This is a genomic window from Acinetobacter courvalinii, assembly GCF_014635545.1.
GTDB lineage: Bacteria > Pseudomonadota > Gammaproteobacteria > Pseudomonadales > Moraxellaceae > Acinetobacter > Acinetobacter courvalinii.
Genome location: NZ_BMDA01000002.1, coordinates 273,554 through 297,391 on the forward strand (window position 1 = coordinate 273,554; position 23,838 = coordinate 297,391).

Annotated in this window: 15 protein-coding genes and 1 pseudogene; 15 read left to right on the forward strand and 1 reads right to left on the reverse strand. The window is 46.5% G+C overall.

All coding sequences use genetic code 11. The features are described 5' to 3' along the window. Positions 1 to 4 precede the first annotated feature (4 nt). From ftsI to IEV39_RS10900, 5 genes and pseudogenes are all read left to right on the forward strand, one after another. Positions 5 to 1,838, forward strand: a pseudogene (ftsI, locus tag IEV39_RS10880) (penicillin-binding protein PBP3). A gap of 3 nt (positions 1,839 to 1,841) precedes the next feature. Next, the gene (locus IEV39_RS10885) at positions 1,842 to 3,341 is read left to right on the forward strand and encodes a UDP-N-acetylmuramoyl-L-alanyl-D-glutamate--2,6-diaminopimelate ligase (RefSeq protein WP_005282663.1); all 1,500 of its coding nucleotides are present in this window, start codon (positions 1,842 to 1,844) and stop codon (positions 3,339 to 3,341) included. Between the two features lie 25 nt (positions 3,342 to 3,366). Then, entirely contained in the window at positions 3,367 to 4,764 is a 1,398-nt protein-coding gene (locus tag IEV39_RS10890) for a UDP-N-acetylmuramoyl-tripeptide--D-alanyl-D-alanine ligase (RefSeq protein ID WP_005282665.1), read from the forward strand. Then, positions 4,765 to 5,883: a phospho-N-acetylmuramoyl-pentapeptide-transferase gene (mraY, locus tag IEV39_RS10895; protein WP_005227668.1), complete on the forward strand. Its 1,119-nt coding sequence runs from the start codon at positions 4,765 to 4,767 to the stop codon at positions 5,881 to 5,883. Between the two features lie 59 nt (positions 5,884 to 5,942). Further along, positions 5,943 to 6,761, forward strand: coding sequence for a methyltransferase (locus IEV39_RS10900; protein ID WP_005282667.1), 819 nt, complete (start codon positions 5,943 to 5,945; stop codon positions 6,759 to 6,761). Between the two features lie 16 nt (positions 6,762 to 6,777). On the opposite strand, the gene ponA is transcribed toward IEV39_RS10900, so the two are convergent. Next, complete coding sequence (gene ponA, locus IEV39_RS10905) at positions 6,778 to 9,372, reverse strand: penicillin-binding protein PBP1a (RefSeq protein WP_081401870.1); 2,595 nt, start codon at positions 9,370 to 9,372, stop codon at positions 6,778 to 6,780. A gap of 163 nt (positions 9,373 to 9,535) precedes the next feature. Between ponA and IEV39_RS10910 the strand changes: the two genes are divergently transcribed. The 10 genes from IEV39_RS10910 to IEV39_RS10955 all read left to right on the forward strand — a co-directional run bounded on the left by IEV39_RS10910 (position 9,536) and on the right by IEV39_RS10955 (position 23,686). Continuing rightward, positions 9,536 to 10,594 carry a pilus assembly protein PilM gene (locus IEV39_RS10910; protein ID WP_005227665.1) on the forward strand — a complete coding sequence of 353 codons (1,059 nt, stop codon included), beginning with the start codon at positions 9,536 to 9,538 and terminating at the stop codon, positions 10,592 to 10,594. Next, complete coding sequence (locus tag IEV39_RS10915; protein ID WP_005282678.1) at positions 10,594 to 11,250, forward strand: PilN domain-containing protein; 657 nt, start codon at positions 10,594 to 10,596, stop codon at positions 11,248 to 11,250. The genes IEV39_RS10910 and IEV39_RS10915 overlap by 1 nt, the downstream gene beginning before the upstream one ends. After that, positions 11,247 to 11,966, forward strand: a complete 720-nt coding sequence (locus IEV39_RS10920; protein WP_005282679.1) for a type IV pilus inner membrane component PilO — start codon at positions 11,247 to 11,249, stop codon at positions 11,964 to 11,966. Before IEV39_RS10915 ends, IEV39_RS10920 begins: the two co-directional genes overlap by 4 nt. Before the next feature lie 3 nt (positions 11,967 to 11,969). After that, the gene (locus tag IEV39_RS10925) at positions 11,970 to 12,497 is read left to right on the forward strand and encodes a pilus assembly protein PilP (RefSeq protein ID WP_005227658.1); all 528 of its coding nucleotides are present in this window, start codon (positions 11,970 to 11,972) and stop codon (positions 12,495 to 12,497) included. Positions 12,498 to 12,558: 61 nt separating this feature from the next. Next, positions 12,559 to 14,691, forward strand: coding sequence for a type IV pilus secretin PilQ (locus IEV39_RS10930; protein WP_167510585.1), 2,133 nt, complete (start codon positions 12,559 to 12,561; stop codon positions 14,689 to 14,691). Positions 14,692 to 14,701: 10 nt separating this feature from the next. Continuing rightward, positions 14,702 to 15,271 carry a shikimate kinase AroK gene (gene aroK / locus IEV39_RS10935; protein WP_104021896.1) on the forward strand — a complete coding sequence of 190 codons (570 nt, stop codon included), beginning with the start codon at positions 14,702 to 14,704 and terminating at the stop codon, positions 15,269 to 15,271. Positions 15,272 to 15,290: 19 nt separating this feature from the next. Further along, on the forward strand, positions 15,291 to 16,373 hold the full coding sequence (gene aroB / locus IEV39_RS10940) for a 3-dehydroquinate synthase (protein ID WP_005282683.1): 1,083 nt from the start codon (positions 15,291 to 15,293) through the stop codon (positions 16,371 to 16,373). 19 nt (positions 16,374 to 16,392) lie between these two features. Next, positions 16,393 to 17,250, forward strand: coding sequence for a hypothetical protein (locus IEV39_RS10945; protein WP_005282693.1), 858 nt, complete (start codon positions 16,393 to 16,395; stop codon positions 17,248 to 17,250). 461 nt (positions 17,251 to 17,711) lie between these two features. After that, a complete protein-coding gene (gene gltB / locus IEV39_RS10950; protein WP_171067867.1) occupies positions 17,712 to 22,193 on the forward strand; it encodes a glutamate synthase large subunit in 4,482 nt (1,493 codons plus the stop codon). A gap of 71 nt (positions 22,194 to 22,264) precedes the next feature. Then, positions 22,265 to 23,686: a glutamate synthase small subunit GltD family protein gene (locus tag IEV39_RS10955; protein ID WP_004776047.1), complete on the forward strand. Its 1,422-nt coding sequence runs from the start codon at positions 22,265 to 22,267 to the stop codon at positions 23,684 to 23,686. The last annotated feature ends 152 nt before the right edge of the window (positions 23,687 to 23,838 follow it).

A 23,838-nucleotide genomic window follows, 5' to 3' on the forward strand; every position in this document is an offset into this window, starting at 1 on the left:
CTGTATGGCAGATAAAAGAAGCAAACCAATACGAAAAAAACAGCAGTCGATTTCGGAAAGACCAACACTTGCTTTGGACATGTGGCGATTTTATTTGCTGTGGGGCACGGTGCTGCTTTGCTTTGTGGTCTTGGTCGCACGCGCCTTCTATGTGCAAGTGGTTAATAAGGACTTTTTACAAAATAAGGCCAATGCCAATATCTTGCGTACCGAACGTCTTGAGGCGATGCGTGGCGTGATCAGTGATCGTCATGGCGTGCCGTTGGCGATTAGTACCCCGATCATGAAAATCGTGATCGACCCACGAGATTACTGGGAAACCAAACAGCAGTTTGATGAAATTACAGCTGAACTGAAAAAAGATCCGAATAACCGTAAATTAAAACGTCAATTGCCCGATAAAAACCTGAATCTGGATGAACTGGCCGATGCGGTTGGTGTTGATCGTGCAGATTTAAAGAAACAGATGCAGGCACGCCCTCGTTCACGTTATCTGGTACTACAAAAAGAAATTCCACCCCAGCAGGCTGACCTGATTACCAAACGTAATTTTCAGGGCGTTTATGCCGAGAAGAGCTATAAGCGTTACTATCCGCAACCTCAGCCTAATGCACAGATTATCGGTCTGACCAATAGTGAAGGGGTGGGCATCGAAGGTCTGGAAATGCAGCTGAACAAACAGTTGTCGGGTGTCGATGGTGAGCAAAAAATCATTCGGGATAAAAAAGGTAACCGTCTTAAAGTTTCTGAAGTGATTAAAGAAGTCGAATCAGGCGAAAATATTACCCTGAGTATCGACTCGCGTTTGCAATACATCATGTATCGCGAGCTGACCGCAGCAGGTGTGGCCAATAATGCGCGCTCTGCCACCGCAATTGCTGTTGATGTCAAAACCGGTGAAATTCTGGCGATGACCAGTTGGCCGTCTTATAACCCGAATGACAAAAACGGTCTCAGCAACAAAGATGCCATGCGTAACCGTGGTGCGATTGACATGTTTGAGCCAGGCTCGACCATGAAGCCGTTTACCGTGGCTGCAGCCTTGGAAAGTGGTAAATATACACCGTCGACTATTGTCAATACTTCACCAGGTTCGATGCGTTTAGGCTGGCATACTATCCGCGATACGCATAACTACGGTGCCTTGACGGTGTCTGGCGTGATTATTAAGTCGTCAAACGTCGGTTCAGCCAAGATTGCCTTGTCGCTGCCAAAAGATACCGTTCCTTCTTTCTTTAGACGGGCAGGTTTCGGGCAACGCTCAGCAGTCAAGTTCCCGGGCGAAAGTGCGGGTCTGCTCTATTCCGGTAACAAGCTGAATCCTTCACAACTGGGAACCATGGCTTATGGTTATGGTCTGAATGCGACTATTTTACAGGTGGCCCAAGGCTATGCCATGCTGGCGAATCATGGTGTGCAAATGCCGTTGAGCTTGCGCAAACTGGATAAGGCGCCTGAAGGCACACAAGTGCTGGCACCTAAAATTGCCGATCAGGTCCTCACCATGCTGGAGCAAGTCACCATGCCGGGCGGTACTGCCAAGCAGGCCGTAATTCCGGGTTACCGTGTCGGGGGTAAAACAGGGACTGCACATAAACTGCGTGCAGACCGTAAAGGCTACTCCAACAGTGAATACCGTGCCTTGTTTGCAGGGGTTGCGCCGATCAGTGATCCGCGTCTGGCCATCATTGTGGTCGTTGAAAACCCGCAAGGCCGTTATTATGGTGGTCTGGTCGCTGCCCCCGTGTTTGCACGCATCATGCAGGAATCATTACGTCTCCTGAACGTACCTTTAGATAAACCACTTGATACTTCTATAAAATCCAATCCGTAGGTAGATTATGTCGATTAGTTTTCAACAGATACATCCGATCAGCATTGATGCGGCTTGGTCTACCCAACCTTTTCAGGGCTTTTCTCTGGATAGTCGTAAGATTGAAAAGGGGCAGATTTTTATTGCCCTGAGCAGTTATAGCCAGCCAGAAAAAACTCGCCAGTTTGCCCAGAATGCCTTAGATGCCGGGGCATTGGCGATCATTAGTGAAACGGCTTTAGGCTTTGCCAATGAGTGGGTATGTCCTGAGGTTCGCTATCACATGGGCGAATGGCAAAAGCAATATTTGCAGGCAGTCGATCCGGTAGCGTCATTACGCGGTATTGCGGTGACGGGTACCAATGGTAAAACCACGATTTCTCGTCTGATTGCCGAGCTGATTAGCTCGCAAGGTCAAGGCTGTGCGGTGATGGGTACCACCGGTAACGGGATTTTACCCAACTTAACCCCATCTACACATACCACTTTAGATGCTTTGCAATTGCAACATGCGCTGCATGATTATGCCAAACAGGGTGCACGTTTTGTCGCCCTGGAAGCCAGTTCACATGGTCTGGAGCAAGGCCGTCTCAACGGTTGTGAGCTTGAAATTGCGGTCTATAGTAATTTAAGCCGCGACCATCTGGATTATCACGGTACGCTTGAGGCCTATGCTGAAGCAAAAGCCTTGCTGTTCAAATTTACGACTTTAAAAACTGTTGTAATTAATCTGGATGATGCGCATGCCCAAATCATGCTGGATGCAGCGAAAGCCAACCCGTCACAACCCAAAATTCTGACCTACTCTTTGATCCAAACGTCGGCTGATTATCATATTGCTGATTTGCAGTATCGTTTAAGCGGGGCAAGTTTTACCCTGATCAGCCCAGCCGGTGCTTATACGGTACACAGCCCACTGCTGGGGCATTTTAATGTTGAAAACTTATTGGCCAGCCTGATTGCTGCCGAATATGCAGGTTTCGCACTGGCAGATCTGGTGCAGTTTGTACCGCAACTGCAAGGTGCACCAGGTCGTATGCAGGTGATTCAGGACGCCGAGCGTCTATTTGTGGTGGATTATGCCCACACACCGGATGCCTTGATTCAGGTATTGACCACATTAAAACGTCATGTAACTGGACAGTTGTGGGCGGTATTTGGTTGTGGTGGTGATCGTGATCGTGGCAAACGTCCGCTCATGACGCAGGCCGCGCTTGATCATGCCAATCCGGTCATGCTGACCTCGGATAACCCACGGACTGAAAATCCTCAACAGATTTTTGCCGATATGAAACAGGGCATTGATTTTAGTGCACACGTCATACATGAAATTCATGACCGCCGTGAAGCAATTAAATTTGCCGTAGCCCAAGCCCAGGCCGGAGATATCGTGGTGATTGCGGGCAAAGGCCATGAAAACTATCAGGAAATCGATGGCGTGCGGCATTGGTTTGATGATGTGGTTGAAGTACAGTCTGCCATTGCTGCGCAACCGCATTCGCTACATTCTGCTTATCCTGCGCAATAGTGTGAAAAAAGGTAAATAAAAAACCATGCATACCTCAACAACCAGTACTGTCCCATTAGAAGCGTGGACAGCAGAACAATTACAACAAGCCACCCAAGGGCAGTGGTATCAGCAGAATATTCCGCAGGGTGAAATTAAGCGTATTTTGACTGACTCACGTCATGCCGAGGCTGGTGATGCATTTCTTGCATTAAAGGGCGAGCGTTTTGATGCACATGACTTTGTCGCGCAAGTCGCTGCACAAGGTTGTCAGATTGCCATCGTTGAGCATCCTGTTGAGGCTGATATTGCACAGCTTGTCGTAAAAGATACACGCTTGGCATTAGGACATCTTGGAGCCTATCGCCGTCAGCAAAACCAACAGTTGAAAGTGATTGCCTTAACGGGCAGTAGTGGTAAAACCACCACCAAAGAAATGTTGGGCAGTATTTTATCGCGTTTAGCACCGACCCTGATTACCCGTGGCAACCTGAATAATGATTTGGGTGTGCCGATGATGTTGCTGGAACTACGTCAGCAACATCAATATGCGGTGATGGAACTGGGTGCCAGCCACCAAGGTGAAATTGATTACACCTCCAATCTGGTGCAGCCGCATGTCGCCGGCATTTTGAATATCGGTACAGCACATTTGGGTGAGTTCGGTGGCCGCGAGGGCATTTGCCGCGCTAAATCAGAAATCTATGCGCATATTTTGCCGCAAGGCACCGCAATTGTGCCTGCACAAGATGATTATGCAGTTACTATTCGTGAAAATGCACAGGCACATCCGATTCTGAGTTTTGGTGAAGGCGGCGATGTCTTTGCGACCGATATTCAACTTCATCCTCAATCGGCACAATTTAATTTGCATACGCCACAAGGTGTTCGTGCAGTGAACTTGCCATTTGCAGGGGCGCATAATGTACAGAATGCCGCAGCAGCTACAGCATTTGCTCTAGCACTGGGTATTGCACTGGATGATATTGTCCAGGGACTAGAACAAGCACAAGGTGCCAAAGGTCGTCTGAACTTTATCCAGCAGCACAATTACCTGTTTATTGATGACACCTATAATGCCAACCCGACCTCGATGCGTGCAGCCGCGCAGGTGCTCTTGCAGCAGCAGGGCTTGAAAGTCATGGTCATGGGTGATATTGGCGAACTGGGTGACAGTAGCTGGCAGGAACATCATGATCTGGGACGTGAGTTATCGGCCTTGCCACTTGATCAATTGGTGGTGGTGGGTGAGTTTGCTGCCGCAGCGCAACAAGGTTCATCTCATTCAGCAAAGCTACATGCCTTTGCAACACAGGCAGAAGCCTTACCGTTTTTAATTAATTTAGTCCAAACACATCAACCCCAGTCAATGAGTTTCCTGTTCAAAGGGTCTCGTTATACCCATATGGAAACGTTGATGGCTGACTTGATGGAGAAAATTTAAATGTTGTTATGGTTATTTGAACAATTGGCGGACTATAACAGTTCGTTTCAGGTTGTTCGTTATTTAACATTGCGCTCTTTGTTGAGCTTACTGACTGCCCTGACGATTGGTCTGGCCTTAGGCCCGGTCATGATTCGTAAATTACAGGCACTCAAGTATGGTCAGGCAGTCAGCTCTTTTGCGCCAGAAAACCATGCCAAAAAAATGGGAACCCCAACCATGGGCGGGATCCTGATTTTACTCTCTATCGGGATCAGTACCTTATTGTGGGCGGATTTATCCAATCCTTACGTCTGGATCGTGCTTGGCGTGATGGTGGTGTTTGGTGCGGTAGGTTGGGCTGATGACTGGATTAAGGTGCGTTATAAAGACAATGCGGGCTTACCTGCGCGCAAGAAGTTTTTCTGGACTTCGGTGGCGTCTCTAGGAGCAGGTATTGCCTTATATGTGATTGCAAAACAGCAAGATAGCGCCGTGCATACCGCGAATATGCTGGACTTACTGATTCCTTTCTTTAAGAATCTTTCAATTCCTTTATCTGTATTCCCATTAGGTTTGGCATTTATTGTCTTTACTTATCTGGTGATTAACGGCGCATCAAATGCAGTGAACCTGACCGATGGTCTGGATGGTCTGGCGATCATGCCGATCGTGATGGTAGCAGCGGGTTTAGGCGTATTTGCTTATTTATCGGGTGATATCCGTTTCGCTGAATATTTACATATTCCTTATGTTAAATATACCTCTGAGCTGGTGGTGATCTGTTCGGCAATGGTCGGTGCCGGTCTGGCCTTCCTCTGGTACAATGCACATCCGGCACAAGTCTTCATGGGTGATGTCGGTGCGTTGGCACTCGGAGCGATGCTCGGTACCATTGCGGTGATGGTGCGTCAGGAAATTGTCTTTGCGATTATGGGCGGTGTCTTTGTAATGGAAGCCATTTCGGTATTCTTGCAGATCGGTTCATTGCGTATGCGTAACAAACGTGTGTTCTTGATGGCACCTCTGCATCACCATTATGAAAAACAGGGCTGGAAAGAAACCCAGGTGGTCATCCGTTTCTGGATTATCACGATTTTCCTGGTCGTGTTAGGCTTAATGACCTTAAAATTACGTTAAACCAAGATTCAAGAAAGAAGCTGGTATTGACCAGCTTTTTTTATGTTTGGAGAAAATAGATGAGTTTGTTGATGTGTCCTGTTTGTCGCCAATCATTGAATTTGGTAGAGAACTCATGGCGTTGTGAACAAGGACATCACTATGATGTCGCAAAACAGGGCTATGTCAATTTACATGTGGTGCAACATAAACATAGCAAGTCACCGGGTGATACACCTGAATCGGTACTGGCACGTCGTGAGTTTCTGCAAGCCGGTTTTTACCAGCCTTTACAGCAGGCGGTGGTCGAGATACTGCAACAGCTTCAACCTGAAGCGGTACTGGACATTGGCTGTGGTGAGGGCTACTACACCAGTGCCATGCAGGCGCAGACCAAGCAATGTATCGGGGTGGATATTGCCAAGACAGCGGTACAGCGAGCAGCCAAGCTGAATGCAAAAGTGACCTGGGTGGTGGGAACGGGGGCCACTTTACCTGTTCAGGACCATTGCATTGATCTGTGTACCAGTCTGTTTAGTCCAATTCCTCAAGATGAAATCATGCGGGTGCTACAACAGGATGGATATCTGATTGTAGTCACGCCTGCGCCACGTCATTTATATGATTTGCGTGCTGCCTTGTTTGAGCAGGTGAACCTGCATGAACCACAGAAGTTTGTGGAGCAGCTAGAAGCACAGTTTGAGCTCAAACAGGAGCAGGTGGTGGAGAGTATCATGTCGCTGGATCAGCAGGCTTTAAAAAACCTGATCGCCATGACACCCTATGCTTATAAGGCCAATCCCGAACGACGCAAACTACTGGAGCAGTCGCCACAATTCGCAGCAACGGCAGCCTTCCAGATTTATCTGTTCCAGAAAAAAAACAAGCCATCAATTTGATGGCTTGATTTTTTTCTTATTGAATCTGATTAATCAGATTCTCAATTCCGTCACGCTCTTTTTGAGGTGCCGGATTGTTTGAGCCCATTGCCGGAGGCTGCTTCTTCGCAGGCGTGATTGGACGTTCCTCACCGACACTTGGTGCTGTGGTGCCAGGCAAGTCAGAAAAGTCATTTTCGGTTGAACGCGTTGGCGCTGGTGGTGCTGGGCGATACATTGGACGAGCCAGCGGTGGCGAAGCACGATATTCTTTTTTGTCTTCGCTTTGTTGGATCTGTAACTTATCGCGAGAAATCGGATCTTTGGCATCTTTATCCAGACGTACCCATGCTGATGGTGTGTCTTTTAAAGACTGGCCCATGAAGTTGGTCCAGATCGGAAGCGCAGCAACGCCACCATACTCACGACGACCCAGGGTGCGCGGCTGGTCAAAGCCAACCCAGGCCACAGCAACTAACTTGCCGTTAAAGCCTGCAAACCAGGCATCTTTGGCGTCATTGGTGGTCCCTGTTTTACCGCCCAGATCATCACGGCCGATTTTCATCGCTGCACGTCCAGTACCGTGCTGGATTACATCACGAAGAATGTTGGCCATATCATAGGCCGAGCTTGATTTCAGGATGCGTTGCGCCTGACGGTAGTCACCATTTGGTTTGCTGGCCTGTGCAGTATCGGCAGCAGTCAGTTGAACGTCAGATGCCGCATTGACATCATCCAGTGTCTCATTGGTAATTTCTTTAACGTCATCTTTTTTGCTTGCATCCGCCGTTGCTTGCTTCGCACTGTTATTTGCCGTGGCAATACATGGAATACATGCATATTCAGGCTTGGCTTCATAAATCACTTTGCCATACGCATCTTCAATACGGGTGATAAAGTGTGGCTGGATACGGTAACCGCCATTGGCAAATGTGGCATAACCAGTTGCCATCTGGATCGGTAATACCTGTGGCGTACCTAAGGCAATGGTGTAGTTACGTGGAATCTGGTCATCTTGTAAACCAAAATCCATAAACAGTTGGCGGGCACGCTCGATGCCGACATTTTGTAATAAACGCACAGAAACCGAATTTCGTGACAAATACAGCGCACGGCGTAATGGAATCATACCAAGATAACGACCATCGGCGTTTCTTGGTGACCATTTACCAATGGTGATCGGACTGTCGTTGACCATGCTGTATGGCGTCATACCACGTTCTAAAGCCAATGCATACACGAAAGGCTTAATGGTCGAACCAGGTTGTCTCCAACCCTGTAAGGCACGGTTAAATTTTGATTGATAGAAGTTATAGCCACCTACAACCGCTTCAATTGCACCGTCATTGGGATTAATGGCAATGAGCTGGCCCTGTACTTTAGGTACTTGAGTCAAAGCCCATACCGTTTTGCCTTCATTTGGACGTAGACGCACAATATCTTTAACTTTAACAATCTGCGAAGCATTGGATGGCGCACCACCGACGCTATTGGCATTGCGATATGGACGTACCCAAGACATGCCTGACCAGTTCACGGTTACGGTTGAACCATCCTGCATCAAGGCTTCAAAGGAATTATTATTCACTTTGGTGACTTGCGCAGGGTAGGTGTTGGCATAGGCCATGAACTGTTTTAACGGTTTGTCATGTGCTTCTGGACCGCGCCAGCCATGACGACGGTCATAGGCTTCCAGTCCGTTTTGAATCGCCTGTTCTGCATAGCGCTGGCGGTTGCTGTCAATGGTGGTATAAACCTTATAGCCCGAATCAATCGCTTGTTCACCAAAATGCTCAACTAATTCGGAACGGACCATTTCTCCGACATAGGGAAAAACGTTACTGACAGAGCGATCCACCATGTTGAGATTGATCGGCTCGGCAACAGCTTGCTGATACTGGTTCTGGTTGAGATAACCCAGTTGTAGCATACGGCCCAAAATCCAGTTACGGCGCTCAAGCGCACGGTCTGGATTCACCACCGGATTATATTTTGATGGCGCTTTTGGTAAGCCTGCAATCATGGCCATTTGTGCGGTGGTCAGTTCATTCAGGTTTTTGTTGTAATAGATACGAGCCGCCGCAGCGATACCATAGGCATTTTTACCCAGGAAAATTTTGTTGACATAGGCCGTCAAGATTTCCTGTTTGGTCAAGTTCTGTTCGATTTTTCGTGCCAGAAACACTTCCGTCAGTTTACGTCTAAGCGTACGGTCCGGACTTAAATAATAGTTTTTCGCAACCTGCATGGTAATGGTTGAGCCGCCAGTCTGCACATCAGAGCCCGTAACAGATTCAGTTAAAGCTCGCCCCAAGCCTTTAAAACTGATGCCGTTATGCTCAAAAAATGAGGAGTCTTCTGCTGCAAGGAAACCATGAATGAAGGTTGGAGGAATCTGTTCATACTTAACAGGAATGGAGAGTTTTCCGCCGTATTCCGCAATCAACTTATTATCAGCCGTATAGACCTGCAATGGTTTTAATAAAGGCGCTTTTTTTAATGAACTCATATCTGGCAATGATGGCGCGAGATAGAGATACATGCCATAAAATCCCATTGGAAGTGAGACTAAGATAATAATAATGATCAAAAAAAATGGGCGAACAATACCAGAACTGGATAGCTTTTTCATAATAAGTAAGTTTTAATAAGAGCGAATGGCAAACTAATTGTGGTCAGTATATCCTTTAGACATGCGGATTGTTAGATGAGTTATTGTATCCGTATCAATTAAAGACCAAAACAAAATTAGTATGTTGTATTTTTGGGGATAAAAAAATAAATAGGAAAGTACTGTGCTCAGGTTATATCGTAAACCAAATAAGGGGTTAGTGGGTGTCGATATTAGTTCGACAACTGTTAAGTTATTGGAGCTCTCTGTAAAGAACGGTAGATATTGGGTTGAAAGTTATGCGGTGATGCCATTACCTGAAAACAGTGTAGTGGAAAAAAGCATTCTGAACCCAGAGGCGGTGGGGGATGCGTTAGAGAGAGTGGTGAACCTTGCCAATCCTCACACCACCAATGTTGCAATCGCAGTGCCTACGTCTATGGTCATTAACAAGATCATAGAAATGGATGCTGACATGTCGGATGAAGAACGTGAAGTTCAGATCCGTATGGATGCTGAGCAATACATTCCGTTCCCATTAGATGAAGTGAGTCTGGATTTTGAAGTTTTACCGGATCGTTTGGCCAATCCAAACCGGGTAAACGTCCTGCTCGTGGCAACACGGACAGAAAATGTAGACACGCGCGTCGAAGTGCTTGAGCTGGCTGGCCTCACCGCGAAAATTGCAGAAGTGGAAAGTTATGCCATGGAGCGTGCTTTCAGCGTCTTTGCCGATACCTTGCCGATGGGTGCCAATACCGTGGGTATTCTGGATATCGGGCATACCATGACCACGCTGTCTGTAATGCAGAAAGGCAAAATTATCTATACCCGTGAGCAGGTCTTTGGTGGTCGTCAACTGACTCAGGATGTCCAAAGTCGCTATGGCTTGTCTTTTGAGGAAGCCGGTCGTGCCAAAAAAGAAAGAACCCTGCCAGACGATTATGATACCGAGGTGCTTGAGCCTTTTCTTGATGCCGTTGTTCAGCAAGCGGCACGTTCACTGCAGTTCTTCTTTTCATCTTCTCAGTTCAATGAGATTGATCATATTCTGCTTGCTGGCGGGAATGCCAATATTCCTGGTCTGGCCAAGCTATTACAACAAAAGCTCGGTTACCGGGTGACCATTGCCAATCCATTTTTACAAATGGGTTTTTCTCCCCAAATTGATATTAAAAAAATTGAAAATGATGCCTCTTCATTAATGGTGGCATGCGGTTTGGCAATGAGGAGTTTTGATTAATGGCAAAGATTAACTTACTCCCTTGGCGTGATGAGCTAAGAGAACAACGAAAGAAACAGTTTGTCGCTTTTTGTGTTGGGGTTGCTGCATTAGGGGTTGCTTCGGTCTTTTCAGGCTGGATGTATTTTGATCATAAACTCAGTGATCAGGAACAAGCTAATCAGCTGATTGTGAGTACCAACCAGAATCTGGATACTCAACTGAAAGCACTGGATGGCTTGCAAGAACGCCGTAACGCGATTATCGAGCGTATGAAGCTGATTCAGGGTTTACAAGGACAGCGTCCGGTTACCGTGCGTCTGGTGGATGAGCTGGTCCGGGTCACACCACCGACCATGTACTTAACCAAGTTCACACGCACCGGTGATAAATTTACGATTGAAGGGAAAGCAGAAAGCCCGAATACCGTGGCTGAGCTGTTGCGTAATCTGGAAGCTTCGCCATGGTATCGCAATGCTTTCATGAATTCATTCCTGGCAGTGGATGAAAATAAAAACAAAGATAAAGCAGCAAGTTCGCTGATTCCTCGGGTTGAGGAAAATTATGGCAGTTTTATTGTCACTGTCGATTTGGGTGAGATTGGTACAACGGCTGAAGCTGCACCCGCATCAGAACAGGCAGCATCAGGGGCAGTAGCAGTGGGGGCCGCGAAATGAACCAAGATGAATTGAATCAAGACAGCGTTGCGGTGAAGAAAAAGAAAATGACGGTCGAGCAGTTCTTCCAGCAATTTAATACACTGGATATGAACAATTACGGTAGTTGGCCTTTATCCGTCAAAATTACCTGCTGGATATTTGTATTTTTAGCTGTGCTGGCGCTGGGTTATTTTGTGGTGATTAAATCTCAGCTTGAATCTATTGAAAATGAACAGGCGAAAGAGCAGAGTCTACTCAACGAGTTTAAAGAAAAAGATTCCAAGCTGCGTAATTTGCAGCAATATCAAGCGCAGCTGCAAGAAATGGAAGCGAACTTTAATCAACAATTAGAGCAACTGCCAAAAGAAACAGAAATTCCAAGTCTGGTTGAAGACATTAACCTGACCGGAGTGAATTCGGGCCTGAAATTTAAAAATATCCGTCTGGAAAATGAAGTCAAGCAAGAGTTCTTTATTGAGCAACCGATCAGTATTGATGCAACTGGTGACTACCATGCCTTTGGTGCATTCGTTACCGGTATTGCGGCTTTGCCTCGTATTGTTACCTTGCATGACTTTACCGTAGAAGCAAAAGAAGATACCCAGAAAAAATCGGATATTCCGGTGGTGAATTATACCGTGAAAGCCAAAACCTACCGCTATGTAGGTGCGGATGATCAGGCCAATGCCGCTGCGGCAGCGACAAATAATCCACCTGCTGCAGGAGGAAAATAAGCCATGAATAATTATAAATTACTGCTGAGCTTGTTGCTTGGATTGGGGCTGGTTGGATGTGACTCGCGTATTGATGCAGTCAACCAGAAGATGGCTGAAATTCGCAATCAGCCGCCTTTACCGATTGAGCCTGCACCGGTATTTACGCCTGTACCTTTATTTAACTATTCGGCACATCAGCTGAAAAGCCCGTTTATGCCAAGCTCCTTGGCGGCCGAGTTAAAGATTATGGCCGGTAAACGTGTATATCCGAACTTCAACCGTCAGCCGCAACCACTGGAAAGTTATGCCCTCGAATCCTTAAATATGAAGGGCAGTATGCGTGGTAGAACCAATGCCACTATTGCTTTGATTCAAACGCCGGATGGTCAAATCGAGCGCGTACAAGTGGGGAGTTATTTGGGGATGAATCAGGGGCGCATCATTAAAATTAGCCCAACGCAGATAGATTTGGTGGAAATCGTACCGGATGGACGAGAAGGTTATGTGGAAAGACCACGAACACTCGTTCTGATCGGACCAGCACCATAAGATTAAAGGAATAACAATGAAAAAACAGTTTAAAGATTCTTTATTTGGGGAAGCGAAGACCATGAATCATGCATTCCGTCAATTTTCTATGGCTGCGATTACGCTTGCAGTGATGCAGGTGGCTTCGGCACAAGTCAGCATGACCAACATTGTGCCGATGAATTTGGCTGAACAAGGGACCGAGATCCGTGTCATGTTTAACGGGTTACCGCCGCAGCCACAAGCTTATCAGCTGGAACAGCCTGCCCGCTTGATTCTGGATTTTGATAAGGCACAACAGAGTTTAAAACAGACCTCTATTCCTGTATCTACCAATGAAGCAAGCTCTGTGGAAGTCGCGGCTGATGATCAGCGTTCCCGTGTGATTGTAAATTTAAAAGATGCAGGTGCCTTTACCACCCGTGTTGAAGGCAATACTTTTGTACTGAAAATCAATTCAGCCAAACCTGCTATGGCAACGCCGGTCACTGCTGTTCGTCAGGTTCAACAAGGGATTTCCAATATTGGTTTCCAGCGTGGCAATCAGGGTGAAGGTCTGGTAGTAATTGATTTGCTTGGCAATAACACGCCGGTCGATGTGCAACAGCAAGGCAGTAAGATTGTTGTGCGGACCATGGGCAATAAAATCCCGACTCATTTGGCGCGTCGTTTAAATACCAATGACTTTGCAACACCTGTTGCCAGTATCGATGCCTATAACGATAAAGGCAATGGCGTGGTGACCATTCAGTCTGCTGGCAGCTATGAATATATGGCCTATCAGGCAGAGAATAAACTGACCATCAGTTTAAAACGTCCTGAAGACAAGTCACCAACCAAGGCCAAGACCCAAACCTATACTGGCAATAAGATTTCTTTAGATTTCCAAGATATTGAAGTACGGCGTGTCTTGCAGTTACTGGCTGACTTTACCGGTATCAATATGGTCGCCGCAGATACCGTACAGGGGAATATCACCTTACGTCTTAAAGATGTGCCATGGGATCAGGCTTTGGATATTGTTCTGAAAACCAAGAATCTGGACAAACGTCGTAATGGCAATGTGATCTGGATTGCACCAGTTTCAGAATTGATTAAGGCAGAGGAAGAAGAAGCCAAAGCGCAGGCGCAAAGCGTGAAACTGGCGCCGCTGCAAACCGAATATATTACCTTAAGCTATGCAAAAGCAGCCGATATTGAAAAGCTGATTACTCAAGGCAAAAATGCCAATACCAACAACGGTAATTCTTCTAATTCTATCAGTAATGACACCTTGGCGGGTGGCCTGTTAAGTCCACGGGGAACCATCTCGATTGATCCGCGGACCAATACCCTAATTGTGAATGATACTTCACAAAAGATTGACCAGATCCGTAAGATGGTTGATCTGCTGGATGTGTCGGTGAAACAGGTGATGATTGAAGCACGTATTGTCAGCGCTAGTACCGATTTTACCAAAGAGATGGGGGTGAAATGGGGCATCCTGTCGCAGGGGATTACCAATAATAATGATCTGTTAGTCGGTGGTAGCGATAAGACCTTATGGAATCTACGTGATCCCAAAAAAGATAGTGACACAGGTGGCTGGAAATACGATATCGAACGCCCTGATAACCTGAATGTCGACTTGGGTGCTGTTACCCCTGGGGCAAGCCGTATTGCCTTTGGCTTGATCAGTCTTTCTGACTTTATGCTGGACTTGGAACTTTCAGCAGTACAGGCTGATGGTTATGGTGAAGTGATCTCGACACCGAAAGTCATGACAGCAGACAAGCAGGCGGCAAAAATTGAATCAGGTAAGAAAATTCCGTATACCTCATCAACGGGTGGCGGTGCGAATGCGGTGCCTAAAACAGAATTTATTGACGCGACCTTGAGTCTGGATGTAACGCCAAGCATTACTCCTGATGGTAAGGTGATGATGAAACTGAACATTACTAAAGACTCGCAAAGCACCCCGACACCGACAGGCCAGCTCACTATCAATAAAAACCAGATTGATACCAATGTACTGGTGGATAATGGTGAAACCGTGGTGCTCGGCGGTATTTTTGAGCAGGAAAATATCAGTTCTCAGGTCAAAGTACCGTTTCTCGGTGACTTGCCTTATGTCGGGCGTTTATTCCGTCGTGACCTGAAAACAGACAATAAACGTGAGCTGCTTATTTTTATTACGCCGAGAATTGTTAATGACACTTTGACCAGAAATCATTAATATATTTTCAATAATCGCAATTCATATAGGTGGCGCGTTGCCAAGCAAAGCGTTTGAAACCCTACCAAATATTTATTTGGTAGGGCCAATGGGGGCAGGAAAAACAACAGTTGGCCGGCATTTAGCAGAATTGCTAGGCCGTGATTTTATTGATAGCGATCATGAAATCGAACGTAAAACAGGTGCCACAATTCCATGGATTTTTGAAAAAGAAGGGGAAGTCGGATTTCGGTTACGCGAAACCAATGTATTGAATGACTTAACCTCTCGTCCATTATTGGTATTGGCCACAGGCGGTGGTGCAGTCACGCAAGTCAAAAACCGGGAATTTCTTAAACAGCGTGGTATCGTTGTCTATCTTTATACGCCTGTAGAGCTCCAGCTACAGCGCACCTATCGCGATAAAAATCGCCCTCTCTTACAAGTCGAAAATCCAGAGCAAAAACTACGTGACTTATTGGCCCTGCGTGATCCTTTATATCGCGAAGTCGCACATTACGTCATTGAAACAAATCAAGGTGCGGCACGGGATTTGGCACAACGTATCTTGCACGTCATTTTATCTAAACAAGTTAAGTAATCGCTGGTTGGTTGTTATTATGCAAACGTTACATGTTGAGTTGGGTGACCGTCGTTATCCCATATTTATAGGCAGTCATTTAGACCCGAAAACATTGCTTGAGCCGTATTTACATGGTCGACAAGTAATGCTGGTATCTAACTCAACAGTTGCGCCTTTGTATTTACAACATTATATGGATGCCTTGATCCAGCTGGATAAACAGGTTGCGCAATGCATTCTGCCTGATGGTGAGCAATATAAAGATCTTCAGCATTTGAATCTTATTTTTGATGCTTTGCTTGAAGCCGGTTTTAACCGTGACTGTACCGTACTGGCATTGGGCGGTGGAGTGATTGGCGATATGGCTGGTTTTGCCTCAGCCTGTTTCCAGCGTGGCGTTTATTTTGTGCAGGTGCCGACAACGTTATTGTCACAGGTTGACTCAAGTGTCGGTGGCAAGACCGGGATTAATCATCCCTTGGGTAAAAATATGCTGGGGGCTTTCCAGCAGCCACAAGTGGTGCTGGCGGATATGGCGCAACTGGAGACCTTGCCAGATCGCGAACTGTCTGCGGGACTATCAGAAGTGATTAAATATGCCTTATTGGGTGATGTTGATTTTCTGGTCTGGCTAGAGCAAAACATGGATGGATTGATCGGACGTGATGCAAATTTATTGGCAGAAGCGGTTTATCGCTCATGTGCTCATAAAGCGCGGATTGTGGCCAATGACGAAAAAGAGCAGGGCGAGCGTGCCTTATTAAACCTGGGGCATACCTTTGGCCATGCCATAGAATCTTATCTGGGTTACGGCACCTGGTTACATGGTGAAGCGGTGGCGACCGGTATGGTGATGGCAGCAGATTTGTCTCATCGTTTAGGCTGGATTTCAGCCGAAGATGTGCAACGTACAAAAAATATCATTCAACGTGCCAATTTACCGATATCATGTCCAAAAATTCCATTAGATGAATTCTTGGCTTATATGTCGCATGACAAAAAAGTCTTAAACGGTCAATTACGTCTGGTTTTATTGAAAAGCTTGGGTCAGGCCGTCATTACCAAAGACTTTGACGTTGAGTTAATGAAACAATCTATTCTTGCGAATCAATCTGCATAATTAATTATTTGGGTAAAGCATGGCTGTGTCACGATCAATTTGGCAAAATATTCAACAATATAGCTGGCTGGTTTTTGCGCTGGCTTGTTTAATTGCTGCGTTGATATTCTGGGGCGTTACCGATACCAAGGCATTGGTGAAAGAGCAACAGCCCGCTGAAACCGAAGCACAGGTTCAGATTCAACCGGAAAAAGTGGCGGCGACTGCGCATCTGGGCGCACTCTCGGACGAAGTCAAACCTTTGGATCTGACCACGCGCGTGGTGGTGGCCAATGACCATGCACCCGAATTTCGTGGCACCAAATATATGAAGGACCATCAACGTCAGTGGACTGTGGAAATTTTCCGCAGTTCCGATGAGGCCATTATTAAAAATTTCTTGCTCAATCGTTCAGACCGCAAGAAGTTTGTGTATTTCCGTCTCAGCGGCGAAGATCAGGTCGAGCAATATGTGCTTACTTATGGTGCTTTTTCAAATGCAGAAGAAGCTACCCGTCAATTTGCACAGCTTAATCTGGCGCTGCCTGATTCGGTCAAACCCAAAGCCCAGCAATTGTCGACCTATGCTGAATTAGTCAATGATTTGGGCTCTGATGAAATGAAATCGGCGTCCAATCAGCTTTATGCGGTTCAGCTCAGACCTGCGGCATTGCCAAAAGTTGATGAAACCCTGTTAATGAATCGAGCACCAGTAATGAGCAACCGGACGGCTGAATCATCAACCACAGTAAAAACCACGGTGACTCAACGTGATGCACAGGGCAATGTGGTAAATGTCAAACAAAGCCAATCTGCACCTTCAGCACCAGCAAATGCTGAAAAAATAAAAGAAAATTCAGATTCTTCTAAACGAGAAGTCAGCGATCCATTTAATTAATGGTGCACTAAAATTGTGCACACATGATTCTTTTTATAGCACCCTGATTATTTTTGGTGCACTTTTCAGACAGGGGCAAGTGGTTTGCCCCTTATAACTTAAAGTTATTTTAATTTTTTTAATGATTTAGTAAACCTAATTTTACATGGCATGTTTTTTGCATCCTTGTGGTGCTAATTTGTCTGCTCATTGCGCCTTTTGAAACTAAATGATTCATTAGTTTCGTGAAATGGAAAGTTTTTGTGCTTTACAAACTTTTTTGAGGGTGTAATAACTGAAAACACTTTAGATGGCGAAATGCACTGCGTCTTGAAAAAGAAAGGCGTATATTGCAAATCCGCCAGTAAAAATGTTTTCGCGAAGCATTGAACTTTAAATGAGTTGATCGGCAATATCGCAGAAAATGAATTGAATGTTTGTTGCTCGAAAGAGCCATGTTGAAAGAAGGGTACGCTATGCACATGCCATCGCCTAATACTGTAGCTCCCGCTCAAGGTTTATATCAGCCTGACGAGTTTAAGGATAACTGTGGTTTTGGTCTGATCGCCCACATGAAGGGTGAATCAAGTCATCATCTTGTAGAAACCGCGATTCACAGTTTAAGTTGCATGACGCACCGTGGTGGTATTGCCGCAGATGGCAAGACGGGAGATGGTTGCGGCTTATTATTGGCGATGCCAAAGCAATTTTTCCGTGATGAAGCAAAAAAACTGAGTGATATTACACTGAGTGAAATTTTTGCTGTGGGTACCGTATTTTTAAATGTAGATCCGGCATTAGCGCAACATTCCAAAAATATTTTAACCAAAGAAATCGAGTCGGATGGCTTACGCGTACTGGCTTGGCGTGTGGTTCCGACCAATAACGACGTCCTCGGTGAAATTGCGCTGCAATCTCTGCCTGCATTTGAACAGGTCATTGTGAACTGTCCAATGGGGGTAAGTGAGGTTGAGTTTAACCGTAAGCTTTTCCTGGCACGTCGTCGTGCAGAACAACAATTACAAAACGATCCGTCATTCTATGTAACCACGCTTTGCTCGACTGTGATCAGCTATAAAGGCTTGATGATGCCGGCTGCGATTGCAGACTTCTATACCGACTTGGCCGATGAGCGTTTAAAATCGCATATTGTGGTGTTCCACCAACGTTTCTCGACCAACACCTTGCCACGTTGGCCTTTGGCGCAACCTTTCCGTTACCTTGCGCACAATGGTGAGATCAATACCATTACCGCAAACCGTAACTGGGCATTGGCACGTACTCCGAAATTTGAAAACCCGTTATTGCCTGGCCTGACTGAGCTGAATCCGATCGTTAACCGGACAGGTTCAGATTCGTCAAGTCTGGATAACATGCTTGAAATTCTGGTCGGTGGGGGCATGGATCTGTTCCGTGCACTCCGTATGCTGGTTCCACCGGCATGGCAAAACGTTGAAACTCTGGATGCTGACTTACGTGCTTTCTATGAATTTAACTCGAAGCATATGGAAGCTTGGGATGGTCCGGCAGGTCTGGTGATTCAGGATGGTCGTCATGCGATCTGTATGCTGGATCGTAACGGCTTGCGTCCAGCGCGTTGGGTCATCACCAAGAATGATTACATTACCCTTGCCTCTGAAATCGGGGTATGGGGCTACGAGCCAGAAGATGTGGTATCTAAAGGCCGTGTCGGTCCGGGCCAAATCCTGGTTGTCGATACCTTGACAGGCAAAGTGCTGGATACCAAGGATGTCAGCAATCATCTCAAGAACATGCGCCCATATCGTGAATGGCTGCGTGATCATGCGATTCGCCTGCAGGCCAATCCACAGCTTGAAGAGCAACTGGTCGATCAAGGTTTAACCGGCGACAAGTTAAAAGCAGCGCAAAAAATGTTCATGGTGACATTTGAAGAGCGCGATCAACTATTACGTCCGATCGCTGAAAGTGGTCAGGAAGCGGTTGGCTCAATGGGCGATGATACCCCAATGGCGGTATTGTCTCGTCAAGTGCGCCATGTGTCTGACTATTTCCGTCAGCAGTTTGCTCAGGTCACCAACCCGCCAATCGATCCATTACGTGAATCGATCGTGATGTCACTGGAAACCTGTTTAGGCCGTGAACAGAATGTGTTCGAACAAGGCCCGGAACATGCGGATCGTATCATCATTTCCAGCCCAGTCTTGTCTAATTCAAAAATGCAGCAACTGCGTGATGTAGAAAAAGATCGCGAAGGCTATGGTGTAGTGGATATTGACCTGAACTATGCAGAAGCTGAAGGTTTACAGGCCGCGATTGAGCGTATCTGTGAAGAATCGGCACAGGCGGTTCGTGATGGTAAAACACTGATTGTATTAACCGATAAAAATTTCCGCGAAGGGTATTTGCCTGCAAATGCTGCCTTGGCCACAGGTGCGGTACATCACCATTTAATCAAGACCGGTTTGCGTACTGACGCGAACATTATGGTTGAAACCGGTTTTGCGCGTGATCCACATCAGTTTGCGGTATTACTTGGCTTTGGTGCGACTGCGGTTTATCCATATCTGGCCTATGATGTGATCAATGATCTGGTTGCGAAAGGTGAGCTACTGGGTGATCCAATTCAAGCGCAAGCCAACTTCCGTAAAGGGATTGAGAAAGGCTTACTGAAAGTACTGTCTAAAATGGGGATCTCGACGGTTGCTTCTTATCGTGGCGGTCAGCTATTTGAAGCAGTGGGTTTATCCTCTGAAGTGGTAGATAAATGTTTCCTTGGCGTGCCAAGCCGTATTCAAGGTGCAACCTTTGCCGATCTGGAAAATGACCAGAAGAAATTGGCGACCACGGCTTGGCAGAACCGTAAGCCGATTGATCAAGGTGGTTTGCTTAAATTCGTATTTGGTAAAGAGTACCATGCGTTTAATCCAGACGTGATCAATGCCTTGCATAAAGCGGTACGTTCAGGCCAATATCAGGACTTTAAAGAATACGCAGAACTGGTGAATAACCGTCCAGTGGCGACCATTCGTGACTTATTCAAGTTAAAAACCACTGCTGGAATTGCGCTTGATCAGGTTGAAACGATTGAAGAGATTCTGCCACGTTTTGACTCTGCAGGTATGTCTTTAGGTGCATTATCACCAGAAGCACATGAAGCAATTGCGATTGCCATGAATACGATTGGTGGTCGTTCTAACTCGGGTGAGGGCGGTGAAGATCCTGCGCGTTATGGCACGATTCGTAACTCGAAAATCAAACAGATTGCTTCTGGTCGTTTTGGTGTAACGCCAGCTTACTTAACGTCTGCTGAAGTATTACAGATCAAAGTGGCACAAGGTGCAAAACCGGGTGAGGGTGGTCAGTTACCAGGTGGTAAAGTGAATGGCTTAATTGCACGTTTACGTTACTCGGTGCCGGGTGTAACCCTGATTTCACCACCACCGCATCATGATATTTATTCGATTGAAGATTTATCACAATTGATCTTTGACTTGAAACAGGTCAATCCTCAAGCCATGGTATCAGTCAAACTAGTCTCTGAGCCGGGTGTGGGAACCATTGCTGCGGGTGTTGCAAAAGCCTATGCCGACTTCATTACCATTTCAGGTTATGACGGTGGTACAGCGGCATCTCCACTGTCATCGATTCACCATGCGGGTTCTCCTTGGGAATTGGGGCTAAGCGAAGCGCATCAAGCCCTCCGTGTTAATGACTTGCGTGGCAAGGTTCGTGTACAAACCGATGGTGGTTTGAAAACGGGTCTGGATGTGATCAAGGCCGCTATTTTAGGTGCGGAAAGCTTCGGTTTCGGTTCTACGCCAATGATCGCATTGGGCTGTAAATATCTGCGTATCTGTCACTTGAACAACTGTGCAACCGGTGTTGCAACACAGCAAGATCATTTACGTCAGGAACACTATATTGGTGAACCTGAAATGCTGATCAACTTCTTCAAGTTTATTGCAGAAGAAACCCGGGAATGGTTGGCTGCATTGGGTGTCGCTTCACTGAAAGACTTGATTGGTCGTGTTGATTTACTTGAAGTTTTACCAGGTGAAACAGACAAACATGCCCATCTTGATCTCAGTGCATTATTGACTTCACATCCTGCTGCTGAAGGTAAGGCACAATATTGCCAGGTTCAGGGCAATGCACCATTTGATAAAGGTGTCTTGGCTGAGCAAATGGTGGCAGAAATGTTGCCGGCAATTGAAGCGGGTACAGGTGGTTCATTCAACTTCACTGTCGGTAACTGTGACCGTTCGATTGGTGCGCGTATCTCAGGTGAAATCGCCCGTCGTTATGGCAATCTGGGGATGGAAAACAATCCAGTGGTCATGAACCTGATCGGTACTGCGGGTCAGTCACTCGGGGTATGGAATGCGGGTGGTTTGCATATCAAGCTTGAAGGTGATGCCAACGACTATGTCGGTAAAGGTATGGCGGGTGGTCGTGTCTCGATCTTCCCGCCAAAAGGATCGCCGTTCCAGACCCAAAATACGGCCATTATCGGGAACACCTGCTTATATGGTGCGACTGGCGGTAAAGTCTTTGCTGCGGGAACTGCCGGTGAGCGTTTCGCGGTGCGTAACTCAGGCGCATTTGCAGTCATTGAAGGTGCGGGCGACCACTGCTGTGAATACATGACCGGTGGTGTGGTAACCGTATTAGGTAAAGTGGGCCATAACTTCGGTGCAGGTATGACCGGTGGTTTTGCGTATGTCCTTGACCTTGATAATGACTTTGTCGACTACTATAACCACGAACTGATTGATCTGAATCGTATCTCGACAGAGGCGATGGAAGACCATAAAGAAAACCTACTGCGTATTCTGGATGAGCACATTCAGGAAACGGGTAGTGCATGGGCTTACAAGATCCGTAATGAGTTCGACTTCTATAGTCGTAAGTTCTGGCTGGTGAAACCAAAAGCTGCTAATTTACAAACGCTTTTGAAAACCACCCAAGCCGATCCACAATAATTCCACGACTGCATAGACATAGGCAGGTGCAGAGATGAGGGACATCGCTGCGCCTACCCACGGAGAGAGACATGGCAGAGCGCCTTAATAATGACTTTCAATTTCTGGATGTAGCACGCCAAGATCCAGAGAAAAAAGATATTACTGTCCGCAAGGCAGAGTTTGTGGAAATTTATAAACCTTTTACTGCGGAAGTGGCTGCCAATCAGACCCATCGCTGTTTAGGGTGTGGTAACCCTTATTGTGAATGGAAATGTCCGGTACATAACTACATTCCAAACTGGTTAAAACTGATTGCAGAAGGCCAGATTTTTCAGGCCGCTGAATTGTGCCATCAAACCAACACCTTGCCGGAAGTCTGTGGTCGCGTATGCCCGCAAGACCGTTTGTGTGAAGGTGCCTGTACCTTAAACGACGGTTTTGGTGCAGTGACCATTGGTAATGCTGAAAAATATATCAATGATACTGCTTTTGCTTTGGGCTGGCGACCAGACATGTCTGGCGTTAAGTGGACCAATAAAAAAGTCGCGATCATTGGTGCAGGCCCGGCAGGCTTAGGCTGTGCGGATATTCTGGCGCGTGGTGGCGTAAAGCCAGTGGTATTTGATAAACGTCCAGAAATTGGCGGTTTGCTCACATTCGGTATTCCAGAATTTAAAATGGAAAAAGATGTGATGAAGCGTCGTCGCGAAATCTTTACCGGTATGGGCATCGAGTTCCGCTTAAATACCGAGATTGGCGTCGATGTCACTATTGAACAATTGCTGGCTGAATACGATGCGGTGTTCATGGGCATGGGAACCTATACCTATATGAAAGGTGGTTTCCCGGGTGAAGACCTGAATGGTGTTTACGATGCATTAGATTTCCTGATTGCCAATGTCAACCGTTGCCAAGGCTGGGAAAAAGATCCAAGCGAATACATCAGTGTTGATGGCAAGAAAGTCATCGTATTGGGCGGTGGTGATACTGCGATGGACTGTAACCGTACTTCATTGCGCCAAGGTGCGCACGATGTGACCTGTGCATATCGTCGTGACGAAAGCAACATGCCGGGTTCTGCACGTGAAGTGAAGAATGCCTATGAAGAGGGCGTCAAATTCCTGTTCAACCGCCAACCGATTGAGATTGTCGGTGAAAACGGTAAAGTGACTGGCGTTAAAGTCGTGACCACGCAAATGGGTGAGCCTGATAGCCGTGGCCGTCGTAGCCCTGAGCCTGTTCCTGGTTCTGAAGAAATCTTGCCTGCAGACGCAGTGTTGCTTGCCTTTGGTTTCCGCCCAAGTCCTGCAGACTGGTTTGGTGGCGCCAATGTAAGTCTAGATGGTTCAGGCCGAGTGGTTGCGGCAGAACAGCAAGAATTCAAGTTCCAGACTTCGAATCCAAAAATCTTTGCCGGTGGCGATATGGTACGTGGTTCTGATCTGGTTGTGACTGCGATCTGGGAAGGCCGTCAGGCAGCGGAAGGTATTCTGGATTATCTTGGCGTGTAAGCTCTTTTTCAGTATTTAATTTTTAAATGCCCAAGCCTCATGCTTGGGCATTTTTCTATATGAATTAAAGGCATTGGATAAAAGCGATTGATGGTCAGCATCTATGCAATAAGTAGAATAATGAAAAGACTTGAATAAAAGCGCAATAACTT

Coding starts and splice junctions, on each gene's coding strand:
- IEV39_RS10945 (WP_005282693.1), top strand. CDS start 16,393: ATGGCTGTGTCACGATCAATTTGGCAAAATATTCAACAATATAGCTGG.
- IEV39_RS10925 (WP_005227658.1), top strand. CDS start 11,970: ATGAATAATTATAAATTACTGCTGAGCTTGTTGCTTGGATTGGGGCTG.
- IEV39_RS10890 (WP_005282665.1), top strand. CDS start 3,367: ATGCATACCTCAACAACCAGTACTGTCCCATTAGAAGCGTGGACAGCA.
- IEV39_RS10915 (WP_005282678.1), top strand. CDS start 10,594: ATGGCAAAGATTAACTTACTCCCTTGGCGTGATGAGCTAAGAGAACAA.
- IEV39_RS10930 (WP_167510585.1), top strand. CDS start 12,559: ATGAATCATGCATTCCGTCAATTTTCTATGGCTGCGATTACGCTTGCA.
- aroB (WP_005282683.1), top strand. CDS start 15,291: ATGCAAACGTTACATGTTGAGTTGGGTGACCGTCGTTATCCCATATTT.
- ponA (WP_081401870.1), bottom strand. CDS start 9,372: ATGAAAAAGCTATCCAGTTCTGGTATTGTTCGCCCATTTTTTTTGATC.
- IEV39_RS10955 (WP_004776047.1), top strand. CDS start 22,265: ATGGCAGAGCGCCTTAATAATGACTTTCAATTTCTGGATGTAGCACGC.
- IEV39_RS10885 (WP_005282663.1), top strand. CDS start 1,842: ATGTCGATTAGTTTTCAACAGATACATCCGATCAGCATTGATGCGGCT.
- IEV39_RS10920 (WP_005282679.1), top strand. CDS start 11,247: ATGAACCAAGATGAATTGAATCAAGACAGCGTTGCGGTGAAGAAAAAG.
- gltB (WP_171067867.1), top strand. CDS start 17,712: ATGCCATCGCCTAATACTGTAGCTCCCGCTCAAGGTTTATATCAGCCT.
- IEV39_RS10900 (WP_005282667.1), top strand. CDS start 5,943: ATGAGTTTGTTGATGTGTCCTGTTTGTCGCCAATCATTGAATTTGGTA.
- mraY (WP_005227668.1), top strand. CDS start 4,765: ATGTTGTTATGGTTATTTGAACAATTGGCGGACTATAACAGTTCGTTT.